Annotated in this window: 13 protein-coding genes; 11 read left to right on the top strand and 2 right to left on the bottom strand. The window is 66.0% G+C overall.

Going from position 1 to position 14,676, the window contains the following annotated elements; all coding sequences use genetic code 11:
• Positions 1-63 precede the first annotated feature (63 nt).
• Together YH64_RS05845 and YH64_RS05840 are read right to left on the bottom strand one after the other, a co-directional pair.
• Positions 64-570 (bottom strand): MarR family winged helix-turn-helix transcriptional regulator, encoded by a 507-nt coding sequence (locus tag YH64_RS05845; protein ID WP_046803551.1) that lies wholly within the window; start codon positions 568-570, stop codon positions 64-66.
• A gap of 26 nt (positions 571-596) precedes the next feature.
• A complete protein-coding gene (locus YH64_RS05840; protein WP_143215267.1) occupies positions 597-959 on the bottom strand; it encodes a hypothetical protein in 363 nt (120 codons plus the stop codon).
• Here YH64_RS05840 and YH64_RS05835 point away from each other — a divergent pair.
• From YH64_RS05835 to YH64_RS05785, 11 genes are all read left to right on the top strand, one after another.
• A complete protein-coding gene (locus tag YH64_RS05835; RefSeq protein ID WP_046803506.1) occupies positions 940-3,177 on the top strand; it encodes an indolepyruvate ferredoxin oxidoreductase subunit alpha in 2,238 nt (745 codons plus the stop codon). The genes YH64_RS05840 and YH64_RS05835 overlap by 20 nt on opposite strands.
• Before the next feature lie 13 nt (positions 3,178-3,190).
• Positions 3,191-4,747, top strand: a complete 1,557-nt coding sequence (locus YH64_RS05830) for an indolepyruvate oxidoreductase subunit beta family protein (protein WP_046803507.1) — start codon at positions 3,191-3,193, stop codon at positions 4,745-4,747.
• A 50-nt stretch (positions 4,748-4,797) separates the two neighbouring features.
• Positions 4,798-5,775, top strand: coding sequence for a PDR/VanB family oxidoreductase (locus YH64_RS05825; protein WP_046803508.1), 978 nt, complete (start codon positions 4,798-4,800; stop codon positions 5,773-5,775).
• 30 nt (positions 5,776-5,805) lie between these two features.
• Entirely contained in the window at positions 5,806-7,125 is a 1,320-nt protein-coding gene (locus YH64_RS05820) for an aromatic ring-hydroxylating dioxygenase subunit alpha (RefSeq protein ID WP_046803509.1), read from the top strand.
• On the top strand, positions 7,122-7,613 hold the full coding sequence (locus YH64_RS05815; protein ID WP_046803510.1) for an aromatic-ring-hydroxylating dioxygenase subunit beta: 492 nt from the start codon (positions 7,122-7,124) through the stop codon (positions 7,611-7,613). Before YH64_RS05820 ends, YH64_RS05815 begins: the two co-directional genes overlap by 4 nt.
• A 9-nt stretch (positions 7,614-7,622) precedes the next feature.
• Positions 7,623-9,272: an AMP-binding protein gene (locus YH64_RS05810; protein ID WP_046803511.1), complete on the top strand. Its 1,650-nt coding sequence runs from the start codon at positions 7,623-7,625 to the stop codon at positions 9,270-9,272.
• Entirely contained in the window at positions 9,269-10,438 is a 1,170-nt protein-coding gene (locus YH64_RS05805) for a thiolase family protein (protein ID WP_046803512.1), read from the top strand. The genes YH64_RS05810 and YH64_RS05805 overlap by 4 nt, the downstream gene beginning before the upstream one ends.
• Positions 10,435-11,676, top strand: coding sequence for an SDR family NAD(P)-dependent oxidoreductase (locus tag YH64_RS05800; RefSeq protein WP_046803513.1), 1,242 nt, complete (start codon positions 10,435-10,437; stop codon positions 11,674-11,676). The genes YH64_RS05805 and YH64_RS05800 overlap by 4 nt, the downstream gene beginning before the upstream one ends.
• Before the next feature lie 89 nt (positions 11,677-11,765).
• Entirely contained in the window at positions 11,766-12,551 is a 786-nt protein-coding gene (locus tag YH64_RS05795) for a cyclase family protein (RefSeq protein WP_046803514.1), read from the top strand.
• A gap of 45 nt (positions 12,552-12,596) precedes the next feature.
• Positions 12,597-13,325 carry an SDR family NAD(P)-dependent oxidoreductase gene (locus tag YH64_RS05790; RefSeq protein ID WP_046803515.1) on the top strand — a complete coding sequence of 243 codons (729 nt, stop codon included), beginning with the start codon at positions 12,597-12,599 and terminating at the stop codon, positions 13,323-13,325.
• Positions 13,326-13,518: 193 nt separating this feature from the next.
• A complete protein-coding gene (locus YH64_RS05785) occupies positions 13,519-14,670 on the top strand; it encodes an ABC transporter substrate-binding protein (protein ID WP_046803516.1) in 1,152 nt (383 codons plus the stop codon).
• Positions 14,671-14,676: the final 6 nt, after the last annotated feature.

Below are 14,676 nucleotides of genomic sequence, written 5' to 3'. Positions count from 1 at the left end.
TTCGAGTGCGCGGATGCAACGTCCGCCATCACCGCCCGAATCACCGCCCGAATCACCGCGCGCTTATTCCTCGGCGTCGATCGGCAGTTCCAGCGGCACGTGCTCGGTCATCAACACTTCCAGCATGTCGATCAGCAGCGCCGCCTTTTCTTCACCAAACGGCGCCAGCACGGCTTTTTGATGCTGCAACGCCTGTTCGCACAGGCCCGCGATCAAGTGGGTGCCCTTGGTGGTGATGCACACGCGCGTCTGGCGGCGGTCGGCCCGCACGCCGGTGCGCGCCACCAGCCCCTCGGCTTCCATCCGCTGCACCACCTTGCTTAGCGTGGGTTGCTTGGTGATGGCCAGCACGGCCAGGGTGCCGATGGTTTCGCCGGGGCTGCCTTCCAGGCTGGCCAGCACCCGCCATTCGGTCACCGATAGCCCGGCCGCCTTGACCTGCATATGGAATTCGGCCGAGATGCGCTGGCTGGCCTGCGCCAGCAGGTATGCCAGATAGCCGTCAACGAAACGCGGCCCTGAAGTGCCGCGCCCCGTCAGTTGTGTGTCCCGCTGCTTGTCCAACCGCATGTTGCTTTGCTCCCACGCACCGGAATTCATGAATGGCCGACGGCCGAAAAAACGCATTGCACCACGACGGCGCAAACGCGCGCCATGATGCACGGCAATGCTGTTGCGCAGCACAGGGTATACCCCGAATCGCAACCCGTTTTTGCACCATAGCGGGGCCGAAAACCCGCCATGAAGCTAGAGAACAACCAGTATATACATCCTTGTTTTAGCGTGATATTTTTTGATTTCCATGAAATTTCATCTTTTTTGTTGACAGCTAAAACGTTGACTCCTAAAGTATTTTTCAGACGACAATTTCGTGGCACGACGATGCTGCACGGCAGCAAGGCTTGAGGACCGGTCATCCGGCCCCACCAGGAGTTCGAGATGGCTGAAAGGTCTTTCAAGAAAGAAGTCCAGCAGTTGCGCATCGGCGCCGGCGAAGAGTTTCGCGGCGAGGGCATTCTTGCCGTCACCAAAGCCTTGCTGCAATCGGGTGTGGGCTATGTGGCGGGCTATCAGGGTTCGCCCATTTCGCATTTGATGGATGTGCTGGCCGACGCCAACGACATCCTGCAAGAACTGGGCGTGCATTTCGAGGCCAGCGCCTCGGAAGCCACCGCCGCCGCGACCCTGGCGGCGTCCGTCATGTACCCGATACGCGGCGCGGTCACGTGGAAGTCCACCGTGGGCACCAACGTGGCGTCGGATGCGCTGGCCAACCTGGCATCGGGCGGCGTGACGGGCGGCGCGCTGGTCATCGTGGGCGAAGACTACGGCGAAGGCTCGTCCATCATGCAGGAACGCTCGCACGCGTTCGCCATGAAGTCGCAGATCTGGCTGCTGGACCCGCGCCCCAACCTGGAAAGCATGGTCAAGGCCGTGGAAGACGGCTTTGAATTGTCGGAAGCCAGCAAGACGCCGGTGATGCTGCAACTGCGCATCCGGGGTTGCCACGTGCATGGCCGCTTCATTGCCAAGGAAAACAAGCGGCCCGCGTTTTCGCTGGCGCAGGCGTTGGAAAGCCCGGCGCGCGACACCAGCCGCATCGTGCTGCCGCCCGCATCCTTCCTGCACGAGCAGGAAAAAATCAAGGACCGCTGGCCCGCCGCCATCCGCTATATCAAAGAACACAAACTGAACGAGCACTTTGACGGCGACCAGGACGATATCGGCCTGATCCTGCAAGGCGGCCTGTACAACGGCGTCATCCGCTCGCTGCAACTGCTGGGCCTGGCCGATAACTTCGGCAACAGCCGCATTCCGCTTTACGTCATGAACGTGACCTACCCCGTCATCGAAGACGAGGTCACGGAATTCTGCCGGGGCAAGCGCGCAGTGCTGCTGCTGGAAGAAGGCCAGCCGGATTACATCGAACAGAACCTGCACGCTGTCCTGCGCAAGGCGGGTATCGACACGCACCTGTCCGGCAAGGACGTGTTGCCGATGGCGGGCGAATACACCACGCAAGTGATGCGCGACGGCGTGCGCGAATTCTTGAAGCGCCATCGTCCTGAATCGCTACAGACGCATGCGGCGGTGGCGGTGGATGCGGTGGCCCAAGCCCAAGCCCCCAGCAGCCAACTTGAAATCACCGAAGTCGCGCGTCCGAAGCCTGCGGCAAAGCTCGTCGAGCAACCGATCACCTTCCACAAGCAGGTGGACGGGCTGGCCTCGGTGGTGCCACCGCGCCCTGCCGGCTTCTGTACGGGCTGCCCCGAACGCCCGATCTTTTCCGCGCTGACGCTGGCCCAGGAAAAGCTGGGGCAGCATCACATTTCCTGCGACATCGGCTGCCACCTTTTCTCCATCCTGCCGCCCTTCAACCTGGGCGCCACCACCATGGGCTACGGCCTGGGCGCCTCCAGCGCGGCGGCGTTCAATGTGCCCGCCGCCAAGCGCCCCATTTCCATCATGGGCGACGGCGGCTTCTGGCATAACGGCTTGTCGTCCGGCATCGGCAACGCGGTATTCAACAAGTACGACGGCGTCATCGTCATCGTCGACAACTTCTATGCGTCGGCGACCGGCGGGCAGGACATTTTGTCGTCGCGTGCCGACAACCCCGACCGCTCCACCAACAACCCCATCGATCATGCCGTGCGCGGCGTGGGCGTGAAGTGGGTGCGCACGCTGGACCGCACCTACGACGTGGCCAAGGTGCGCGCCACCATCGAAGAAGCGCTGACCACCGACATCAAGGGTCCGAAGGTCATCATCGCGCAGTCCGAATGCATGCTGAACAAGCAGCGCCGCATCAAGCCGCTATTCAACAAGGCCGTCAAGGAAGGCCGCCGCGTGGTCAAGGAACGCTTTGGCGTGGACCCCGACGTCTGCACCGGCGACCACGCCTGTATCCGGCTGTCCGGCTGCCCATCGCTGTCCATCAAGGACAGCGGCGACCCCTTGAAGGAAGACCCGGTAGCGCACGTGGAAAGCAGCTGCGTGGGCTGCGGCAACTGCGGCGAAGTGGCCCATGCCGCCGTGCTGTGCCCGTCTTTCTATCGCGCCGATATCGTGCACAACCCCACCGGCACCGACCGCTTCCTGGCACGCATGCGCGGCGCCGTGATCGGTTTCCTGCAACGCCGCCGCGCCGCGCGGCTGGCCCAATACGCCCTGTAAGGACTAGCCCTTCATGAACCCGCCGGCAATGCAGCAAGGCAACCCCATCAAGATCGCCATCCTGGCCATGGGCGGCCAGGGCGGCGGCGTCCTGGCCGACTGGATCGTCGACATGGCCGAACACGCCGGCTGGTGGGCGCAAACCACATCGGTGCCCGGCGTGGCGCAGCGCACCGGCGCCACCATCTACTACCTGGAACTGCTGCCCGAAGCGGACGTGGCGCGCGCCGGACGCCCGCCCGCGCTGGCGTTGATGCCCACCCCCGGCGACGTGGATCTGGTCGTTGCCGCCGAACTGATGGAAGGCGGCCGCGCCATCCAGCGTGGCCTGGTCACGCCGGAACGCACGGTGTTGCTGTCCTCGTCGCACCGCAGCTACGCCGTCAGCGAAAAGTCCGCGCCCGGCAACGGCATTGCCGACCCCAACAAAGTGCTGGAAGCCGGCCGCGCCGCCGCCAAGCGCTTCCTGTGCTTCGACCTGCAAGACCTGGCCGACCGCGCCGGCAGCGTCATCAGCGCCAGCCTGTTTGGCGCGGTGGCCGGCAGCGGCGCCCTGCCCTTCACGCGCGACGACTACGAGGCCACCGTGCGCCGCGCGGGCCTGGGCGTGGACGCCAGCCTGCGCGCCTTTGCGCTGGGCTTTGACGCCGCCCATGCCGCGCCCGCCCAACCCGCCGCCATCGACCTGACGCGCCCCGTGCCCGACGTGCCCGAACGCGCCGCCAGCCCGAAGACGCAAGCGCTGCTGGACACCATCAAGCGCGACTTCCCCGCCTGTGCCCAGCCCATGCTGACGGCCGGCGTGCGCCGCCAGCTTGAATTCCAGGACGCCGCCTACGCCACCGACTACCTGCGCCACATGAAAGCGCTGCGCGACCTGGACGCCCAACACGGCGGCGACGCCCAAGGCTGGGCGCTGACCTGTGCCGCCGCGCGCTACGTCGCCACCGCCATGGCCTACGACGACGTGATCCGCGTGGCCGACCTGAAAACGCGCGGCACCCGCTTTGAACGGGTGCGAAACGAAGTGGGTGCACGGCCGGACCAACTGGTGATGACCACCGACTACATGCACCCGCGCCTGGAAGAAATCTGCGGCACGATGCCCACGCGCATGGGCCGCTGGCTGGAAGGGTCCAAGGCCTTCGGCGGCTTTGTGGAACGCCGCCTGGGCAAAGGCCGCTTGATGCAAAGCGGCACGCTGGGCGGCTTCCTGATGCTGTATTCGCTGGCCGGCATGCGCCGCTTTCGCCGCCGTACGTTGCGCCATCAAATCGAATCGGAAGGCTTGCGGCAATGGCTGGACCTGATTGCCCGGCTGGCGCCGCAGGACTACGCCCTGGCCGTTGAAACCGTTAACTGCCGGCGTCTGGTCAAGGGTTATAGCGATACGCACGTGCGCGGCGGCGGCAAGTATCGCCAGCTGATCGCGGCGGCGGCACAGCTGGTGGGCCGCGCCGATGCGGCCGAGACGCTGCGCACGCTGCGCGAGACCGCGCTGGCCAACGAAAGCTGCGCCCCGATGGAACGCCAGATGGCCGAGAAGCTGGCCGAAAAGCTGGCGGCCTGATCCCGCTACCCGAATACCGGAATACCGGAATACCGAAAGAGACAAACGCCGTGCAGACACTGAAACTGATCGTCCGGGAAGTCCGGCAAGAATCGCCGTTGATCCGTTCCTTCCGGCTGGCGCGCGAAGATGCCGGGCCGCTGCCCGCCTTCGGCCCCGGCGCGCATCTGAAGGTCACCGTGCCTGGTGTGCATGAACCGCGCTGCTATTCGCTGGTGCAGCTGACGCCCGACGCCGGCCAGTTCGCGCAGCCCACCGAATACCGGCTGGGCGTACGGCTGGAAGAAACCAGCCAGGGCGGCTCGCGCCACATGCATGCGCTGGCCGAAGGCGACACGCTTAGCGTGGAAGGCCCCAAGAACGATTTTCCGCTGCATGAATCTCCGGCAGGCGACGAACCCGTGGTGCTGATCGCGGGTGGCATCGGCATTACGCCGGTGGCGTCCATGGCCGCCGCGCTCAAAGCCGCCGGGCGCGACTTTCATCTGCACTACTGTGGCCGCAGCAAGGATCAACTGGCCTTCCTGGGCGAGCTCGAAGCGCTGGCGGGCGGCAACCTGACCGTACACGCGGATGACGACCCCGCCTGCCGCTTCGACCTGCAAGCGCTGCTGGCCGCCTCCAACCCGCGCCAGCACCTGTACGTGTGCGGCCCCAAGGGCTTGATCGATGCCGTGATTGCCGGCGCCAGGGCCCGCCACTGGCCCGACGCCCACGTTCACTTCGAACTGTTCGTCACCGCCGCCGCGCAAGCCGGCGACCAGGCGTTTGAAGTCGAGCTGCGCCAGTCCGGCCGCACGCTGACCATTCCCGCCGACAAGACCATCGTCGACGTCATGGAAGAAGAAGGCTGCGACCCGATGTACGACTGCAAGCGCGGCGAATGCGGCGTGTGCCAGGCAACGGTGCTGGAAGGCGAGCCCGATCATCGCGACTACTACCTCTCGGACACCGAGAAGGCCAGCGGCAAGATCATCCAGATCTGTATCTCGCGCGCGAAATCCGCCCGCCTGGTGCTGGACCTGTAACGCTGCCGCCCCGACGACAAGGAAGCGACCATGGCCAAATACCGCGACAACCCCGACGCCATCCGCGCCCTGGTGCGCGACACGGAAGTGCACAAGGACCTGTTCATCGACCAGGAACTATTCGACCTGGAAATGGAACGCCTGTACGCCAACACCTGGGTCTACGTCGGCCACGACAGCCAGGTGCCCAACAACGGCGACTACATCACCACGACCGTCGGCAACCAGCCCGTGGTGATGGTGCGCCACAGCGACAAGACCGTGCGCGTGCTGCACAACCGCTGCCCGCACAAAGGCACGATGGTGGCTGGCGACGCCTGCGGCAACACCGGCAAGTTCTTTCGCTGTCCGTACCACGCCTGGACATTCAAGACGGACGGCAGCCTGCTGTCGATCCCCCTGAAGAAAGGCTACGAGAACACCGGCCTGGAAAACTGCGAAGCCAGCCAGGGCATGGCCGCCGTCAAAGACGTCAAGAACCATCGCGGCTTTGTGTTCTGCCGCCTGAATCCGGAAGGCCAGTCGTTCGAGGATTTCTTCGGCGATTCCTTGTCCACGCTGGACAACATGGTGGACCGCTCGCCCGAGGGCCGGCTGGAAGTGGCCGGTGGCGTGCTGCGCTACATGCACCGCTGCAACTGGAAGATGCTGGTCGATAACCAGACCGATACCTGCCACCCGATGGTGGCGCACGAATCGTCGGCGGGCACGGCCGTTAAGGTCTGGGAGCAGGCGCCCGAAGGCACGCCCAAGCCGATGGCGGTGGAACTGTTCGCGCCCTTTATCTCGCCGTACGAGTTCTTTGAAAACATGGGCATCCGCGTCTGGGAAAACGGCCACGGGCACACCGGCGTATCGGACTCGATCCACGCGTCGTACTCCGGCGTGCCGGGCTACTGGGAATCCATGGTGGCCGCCTACGGCGAGGAACGCGCCAAGCAGATCCTGGGCGACGTGCGCCACAACACCGTGTACTTCCCCAACATCATGGTGAAGGGCCCGATCCAGACGCTGCGCATCTTCAAGCCCCTTGCCGCCGACCGCACGCTGGTGGAATCGTGGACCTTCCGCCTGGTCGGCGCGCCCGACCTGCTGCTGGAGCGCACGCTGATGTACAACCGGCTGATCAACGCGCCCACCTCCGTTGTCGGCCATGACGATCTGGAAATGTACGAACGCGCCCAAGACGGCCTGAATTCCCGCGCGCGCGACTGGGTCAATGTGGGCCGGCTGTATACGCCCGACGAAGCCGGCCAGAAGAACGTCACCACCAACGGCACCAACGAATGGCAGATGCGCAACCAATACCGCGCATGGGGCCGCTACATGACCGGATCGGAGTCGGTATGAGCGCAAGCGACCGCGAGTTGATCGACTTTGTCTACGCCGAAGCGCGCCTGCTGGACGAGCTGCGCTTCGAAGACTGGCTGAACCTGTACACCGAAGACGGCTACTACTGGATGCCGCTGGCGCACGGCCAGACGGACCCCAAGCTGCACGCGTCCCTGATGTACGAAGACAAGCTGCTGCTGCGCGTGCGCGTGGAGCGCTTGGCGGGCCAGCGCACATTTTCGCAGCAGCCTAAAAGCCGCTGCCATCACCTGCTGCAAGCGCCCACCGTCGAACACGGCCACCCCGACGCCGCGCCTGAAGAAGGCCGCCATGTGGTGCGCACCGCCTTTCACTATGTTGAAACGCGCCAGGACTTGCAGACGCTGTACGCCGGCTGGGCCACGCACCACCTGGTGGAACAGGACGGCGCGCTGCGCATCCGTTTGAAGCGCGTTGACCTGGTCAACTGCGACGCCGCCTTCGGCAACATCCAACTGTTCATGTAGGAGCGGCTTGTGAGCACCACCGTCCACCAGGCATTTGCCGACACCGCTTCGCGCTACCGCGCGCAGCCCTTCCTGTGCATCCTGCCGGAAACGGCCCAGGTCTATGGCATAGACGCCGGCGAACTGTCGTATGGCCGCGCGGCCGACGCCATTGAAACGCTGCGCGCCGCCTATGCGGCGGCCGGCTACGGCCACGGCCACCGGGTGGGGCTGCTGCTGGAAAATCGCCCCGCCTTCTTCCTGCATTGGTTCGCCTTGAACGCGCTGGGCGTGTCGGTGGTGCCGATCAACCCGGACCTGCGCGCGGCCGAACTCGAATACCTGACCGGCCATTCCGAGATCGCCCTGGCCGTTGCCCTGCCCACCCGCCACGCCGACCTGCTGGCCGCTGCCGAACGCGCGGGCCGCCCCTTGCGTGTGATGGGCCCCGACGATGCACCGCCGCCCGCGCCCTTCACCGCGCCGCTGGCCGACACCGCGCCCACCGAGCTGACGGAATGCGCCCTGCTGTACACGTCCGGCACGACCGGCCGCCCCAAGGGTTGCATCCTGCCCAACCGCTATTTCCTGCACGCGGGCGGCTGGTATGCGCGCATCGGCGGGCTGGCAACGCTGCGCCCCGGCCAGGAACGCATGCTGACGCCGCTGCCGCTGGTGCACATGAACGCCATGGCGTATTCCGCCATGGCCATGGTGCTGACCGGCGGATGCCTGATTCCGCTAGACCGCTTCCACCCCAAGACGTGGTGGGACAGCGTGCGCGACGCCGGCGCCACCGTGCTGCATTACCTGGGCGTGATGCCCGCCATACTGATGAAGGCGCCGCCGTCCGAGCGCGACCTGCAACCCGCCATCCGCTTCGGCTTTGGCGCGGGCGTGGACCGCAAGCTGCATGCGCCGTTTGAAGCGCGCTTCGGCTTTCCCTTGCTGGAAGCCTGGGCCATGACCGAAACCGGCGCGGGCGCCGTCATCATCGCCAACCACGAACCGCGCCACGTCGGCACCAGCAGCTTTGGCCGCGAAGAAGACGACGTGCAGGTGCGCATCGTGACGGACGCGGGCCAGCCCGCCGCCGTGGGCGAACACGGCGAACTGCTGGTGCGGCACGCCGGCGACGACCCGCGCTACGGCTTCTTCGCCGGCTACCTGAAAGATGAAGCGGCCACCGACGAGGCCTGGCAAGACGGCTGGTTCCATACGGGCGACATCGTGCGCCGCGAAGCCGACGGCGCGCTGCGCTTTGTGGATCGCAAGAAAAACGTGATCCGCCGCAGCGGCGAAAACATCTCGGCCGTGGAAGTGGAAAGCGTGCTGATGCAGCATCCGCTGGTCAAGGCGGTGGCCGTGGCCGCCGTGCCCGACCCGGTGCGCGGCGACGAAGTGCTGGCCTGCGTCGTGCCCGAAGCCCTGCCCGCCGACGACGCCGCCATGGCCGATGCCGCGCGCGATATCGTGCAGTGGTGCCTGCAACAGCTGGCCTATTACAAAGCGCCCGGCTATGTGGCCTTTGTGGACAGCCTGCCGCTGACCACCACCAACAAGATCCAGCGCGGCGAAATGAAAACGCTGGCGCCGACCTTGCCCGGCACGGCGCGCTGCATCGACACCAACGCCATGAAAAAGCGCCAGGCGCCCGACCGCCAGGAGTCTGCCCAATGAGCCGCCTGGGCTATGACGGCATCGTGGCGGCCCTGCCCGTCACCATCCCGTACGAACGTTATTCCACGCATGCCGCCCACTGGTGGCTGGGCCGCGCGCTGGGCGCGCTGATCCGGCAATCCGGCGTGGCCAAGCAGGACGTGGACGGCCTGTGCGTGTCCAGCTTCACGCTGGCGCCGGACACCGCCGTCGGCCTGGTCCAGCACCTGGGCATGAGCCCGCGCTGGCTGGATCACATTCCCATGGGCGGCGCCAGCGGCGTGGCCGCGCTGCGCCGCGCGGCCCGCGCCGTGCAGGCGGGCGACGCAAACATCGTCGCCTGCATCGCGGGCGACACCAACCACGTGGACTCGTTTCGCAATACCGTCAGCCAGTTTTCGCGCTTTGCGCAAGACGCCGTCTACCCCTATGGCGCGGGCGGTCCCAACGCCAGCTTCGCGCTGCTGACGGCGCACTACATGCGCACCACCGGCGCCACGCGCGAGGATTTCGGCAAGCTGTGCGTGGCGCAGCGCGACAACGCCTTGCGCTACCCGCACGCGCTGATGAAAAAGCCGCTGAGCCTGCAACAGTATCTGGACGCGCGCGTCATTACCGACCCCATCCATCTGTTCGACTGCGTGATGCCCTGCGCGGGCGCCGACGCGTTCCTCGTCATGCGTGAAGACCAGGCCCGCGCCTTGAACCTGCCCTATGCCCGCATCCTGTCCACCATCGAACGCCACAACGCCTGGATCGAAGACCCCATCCAGACGCGCGGCGGCTGGACCATGGACGTGGACGAACTGTACGGCCAGGCCAACGCCACGCCGGCCGACATGGACTTCCTGCAAGCCTATGACGACTACCCCGTCATCAACCTGATGCAGATCGAAGACCTGGGCTTTTGCAACAAGGGCGACGCGCCGGAATTCGTCCGCGCCCACACCTTCACCGTGGACGGCAGCTTCCCCTTCAACACCAACGGCGGCCAGCTGTCGGTGGGTCAGGCGGGCGCGGCGGGCGGCTACCTGGGCATGGTCGAAGCGCTGCGCCAATTGACCGGCACGGCGGGCGGCACGCAAGTGGCCGACGCGCGCGTTGGCATGGTCAGCGGTTTCGGCATGATCAATTACGACCGCGGCCTGTGCACCGCCGCGGCCATCCTGGCAAGGAGCGACGCATGACCGAGCCGCTAGCCAAGCCGCCCCGGAAGAATCCGGTTGCGCGCACCCGCCAGCCCACCTTGCCGCCCGGCTCGCGCAGCCGCGCGGCGCTGGGCCTGACGGCCGCCGCCGCCGAAGGCCGCTTCGATTTGCAGACCTGCGCCGATTGCGGCGCGGTGCAGTATCCGCCGCGCGAAGTCTGCGGCCACTGCCTGTCCGAACACCTGCCCTGGCGTCCTGCCGACCCCAACGGCGTGCTGCTGGTCAGCACCACCTTGCATCACAGCAACGACCTGTATTTCCGCGAACGCCTGCCCTGGCGCGTCGGCACGGTGGTGATGGACGCCGGCCCCTCCGTCGTGGCGCACGTGCACCAGGACTGCGCCGACGGCGCCCGCGTGCGGCTGGCGCTGAAGCTGGACCGCAGCGGCCAAGCCGTGATGATCGCCCTGCCTGAAAGGAATACGCCCAACATGGAAGACGACAAGACGCTGCGCGAAACCTCGTGCGACCCGAAGTTCCGCCGCGCGCTGGTCACCGACGGCAAGTCGGCGGTGGGCCAGGCCGTGGCGCGGGCCTTGCTGGACGCGGGCTGCCCCACGGTGTTCCTGGGCGATGCGCAGGCCTGGAAGCGCGACGCGGCCTTTGACGCGCTGGTTGCCGACCCGCGCGTGCAGTCGGTTGCCCTGGACGTGACGGATTCCGATTCCGTGGATCGGCTTGCCGCCTCAATCGGCGGCAAGGTGGAAATCCTGGTGAACACGGCCGACCTGGAACGCGAAGGCGGCCTGCTCTACCGCAAGGACGTAAACACCGCGCGCGACGCCATGGACGTGAACGTGCTGGGCCTGATGCGCCTGGCGCAAAGCTTCGGCCCCGCCCTGTGCAGCCGCGCCGCCGACGGCGTCAACAACGCCACCGCCTGGGTCAACGTGCTGTCCATCTACGCGCACATGAACCTGCCGTCGCGCGGCATGTGGTCGGCATCGAAGGCCGCCGCCTTGTCGCTGACGCAATGCCTGCGCGCGGAAATGCGCGGCGCCGGCGTGCGGGTGGTGAACGTGTTTCCCGGCCCCGTCGACCACGAATGGGAACAGCGCACGCCGCCGCCGCGCGTCGCCCCCGCCGCCATCGCCGCCGCCATCGTGCGCGCGCTGAAGGACGGCGTGGAAGACGTGTATGTGGGCGACGTGGCGCAGGAATTCCGAGCACGCCTGGCCGACAACCCCAAGGGGCTGGAACGCGAGCTGGGCGCCTGACCGCGCCCGCCACGCCACTGCCCAAGACAACACCCCAGATTCCCTCCGGCGCATCGCGCAAGCGACGCGCCCCCCCCAGGAGCCGCAGCATGAGCCAGAACATTCTTGCCCAATTCATGACGGAACTTGTCACCGGCCGCATCGGCCTGGTGGACTTGACCGAGACGCTGACGCCGGAATTTCCCACCATCGTCCTGCCGCCGGAATTCGGCCAGGCGTGGCCGTTCCGCATGGAAGAAATCTCGCGCTATGACGAGCGCGGCCCGGCTTGGTACTGGAACAATTTTTCGTGTTCCGAGCACACCGGCACGCACTTCGACGCGCCCGCCCACTGGGTATCGGGCAAGGACCAGCCCGACAACACGGTCGACACGATTCCCATCGACGCCTTCATCGCCAGCGCGTGCGTGATCGACTGTTCCGCCGAGGCCCGCGACAACCCCGACTTTCTGCTGACCATCGACTTCGTCAAGGCCTGGGAGGAAAAGCACGGCCGCATCCCCGCGCGGTCGTGGGTGCTGATGCGCACCGATTGGTCCAAGCGCGCCAAGCCCGTTGAATACCTGAATATGCAGGAAGACGGCGCCCACTCGCCCGGCCCGGACGCCGACGTGGTGCCGTGGCTGATCAAGGAACGCGATGTGCATGGCTTCGGCACGGAATCGGTGGGCACCGACGCCGGCCAGGCCCACCACCTGAACCCGCCCTACCCCTGCCACTACTACATGCACGGCAATAACCGCTACGGCTTGCAGTGCCTGACCAACCTGGACCAGTTGCCGCCCACCGGCGCCGTGATTTTCTCGGCCCCGCTGAAGATCCGCAGCGGCTCGGGCAGCCCGCTGCGCGTGCTGGCGCTGGCGCCCCGCGCCTGAGCCCCGCCGGACTCGGCCTATACGGCAACCCAACCAAGGACACGCATGACACAACAACACGTAGCGCTGGTCACCGGCGGCAGCGCCGGCATAGGCGCCGAGATCTGCCGCAGCATGCTGGACGCCGGCTATGAAGTGATTTCAATGGCGCGCCGCGCGGCGGACTTTACCCACCCGCGCCTGCACAACATGCAGGTGGACCTGCTGGATGCGGACGCCACCGCGCAGGCCGGCCAGGAGGCCGCGTCCCGCTTTCCGATCAGCCACGTTATCCACAACGCGGGCGTCATCTGGCCGAATCTGCTGCCCCAGGTAACGCAGGAAGAACTGCACGGCCTGACGCAGATTCACCTGGGCGCCGCGATCAGCCTGGTGCAGGCGGCGCTGCCCGGCATGCAGGAACGCCATTTCGGCCGCATCGTGATGATGTCGTCGCGCGGCGCATTGGGCCTGCCCACGCGCACCGCCTATTCGGCCACCAAGGCCGGCATGGTGGGCATGGCGCGCACCTGGTCGCTGGAACTGGCGCCCCATGGCATCACGGTGAACGTGGTGGCCCCCGGCCCGATCCAGACGGACATGTTCTACGAAGTGATCGAACCCGGCAGCGAACGGGAAAAGCAGCTGGCCAACGGCATTCCGGTCAAGCGCCTGGGCCGCTCCGACGACGTGGCGCGCGCGGTGATGTTCTTTGCCGACCCCGCCAACAGCTTCGTCACCGGCCAGACGCTGTTCGTCTGCGGCGGCGCCAGCGTCAGTTCCATCACCATCTAGTGGACGTTGCGCCATGCATGCTTCGGGTTTTGACGGATAGGTAAGCACCAAGAGCCCGTCTACAGTGCTGATCCTTGCAGGTTAGAAATTTTAAGCAACAAGTAATTCTCGCGATTCCCAAGATTTTCGCTGTTCCCGTTTTCTCCGCTTTTCAGCTGCACCCCCACCCTGCTCCCTATCCGGAGGTTTTGCCATGCTGTCGAAGAAACTCCCCCTGGCCGCGGCCGCCGCCGTTGCCGCCCTGTTCGCCCTGCCCGCGTTGGCGCAAATGAAAGTGGGCGTCGTCACGTCTTCCACCGGCCCGACCGCACTGGTCGGCATTCCGCAGAAGAACACCGTGCCGCTGCTGCCCAAGAAAATCGGCGACCTGACCGTGGAATATGTCTCGCTGGACGACGCCAGCGATTCCACCAACTCGGTGACGGCGTTCAAGAAGCTGATTTCGGAACAGAACGTGGACGCGTTGATCGGCCCGTCGGGTTCGCCCAACGCCATGGGCGTGATCCAGTTCGCCGCCGAGGCCGGCGTGCCGATGCTGGCGCCGGTGGGCACGGCGGCCGTGGTGCTGCCCATGAACGAGCAGAAGAAGTGGGTGTTCAAGACCACGCAGAACGACGACATCATCGCGCGCGCGCTGGTCGACCACATGGCCAAGACCGGCATCAAGACGGTGGGCTTCATCGGCCTGAACGATCCGTATGGCGAGAATTGGTACAAGGTCTTCTCGGGCCTGGCCACCGAGAAAGGCATCAAGATCATTGCGAACGAGCGCTATCTGCGCTTTGACAGCTCGGTCACGGGCCAAGCCTTGAAGATCCTGGCCGCCAAGCCGGACGCCGTGCTGGTGGCCGCCCCCGGCGCCGCCAGCGTGCTGCCGCAGACGACGCTGTTCGATCAGGGCTACAAGGGCAAGTTCTACCAGACCCACGGCGCGGCGCTACCCGACTTCCTGAAACTGGGCGGCAAGAAGGTCGAAGGCACGGTGCTGGCCGCCAGCCTGATGCTGGTGCTGCCGGAAATGCCGGACAGCAACCCGTCCAAGAAAGTCGCCACCGACTACATCGCCGCGTACGAAAAGCTGAACGGTTCCAAGCCCGCCACCTTCGGCGCCAACGTCTACGACGCCGGGCTGCTGCTGGAAAAGGCCGTGCCGATTGCCGAGAAGGCCGGCAAGCCGGGCACCAAGGAATTCCGCAGCGCCTTGCGCGACGCGCTGGAACAGACCAAGGAGCTGGTGGGCACGCAAGGCGTCTACAACATGAGCGCCGCCGACCACAGCGGTTTCGATGATCGCGGCCGCGAGCTCATCACCGTCAAGGACGGCAACTGGACGCTGGTGAAGTAACGGCTT

Origin of the sequence: Achromobacter sp. LC458 (assembly GCF_001005835.2) — a bacterium.
Taxonomy (GTDB): domain Bacteria; phylum Pseudomonadota; class Gammaproteobacteria; order Burkholderiales; family Burkholderiaceae_B; genus Achromobacter; species Achromobacter spanius_B.
Note: the sequence above shows the minus strand (reverse complement) of the source record. Positions and strands in the feature narration are given on the sequence as shown.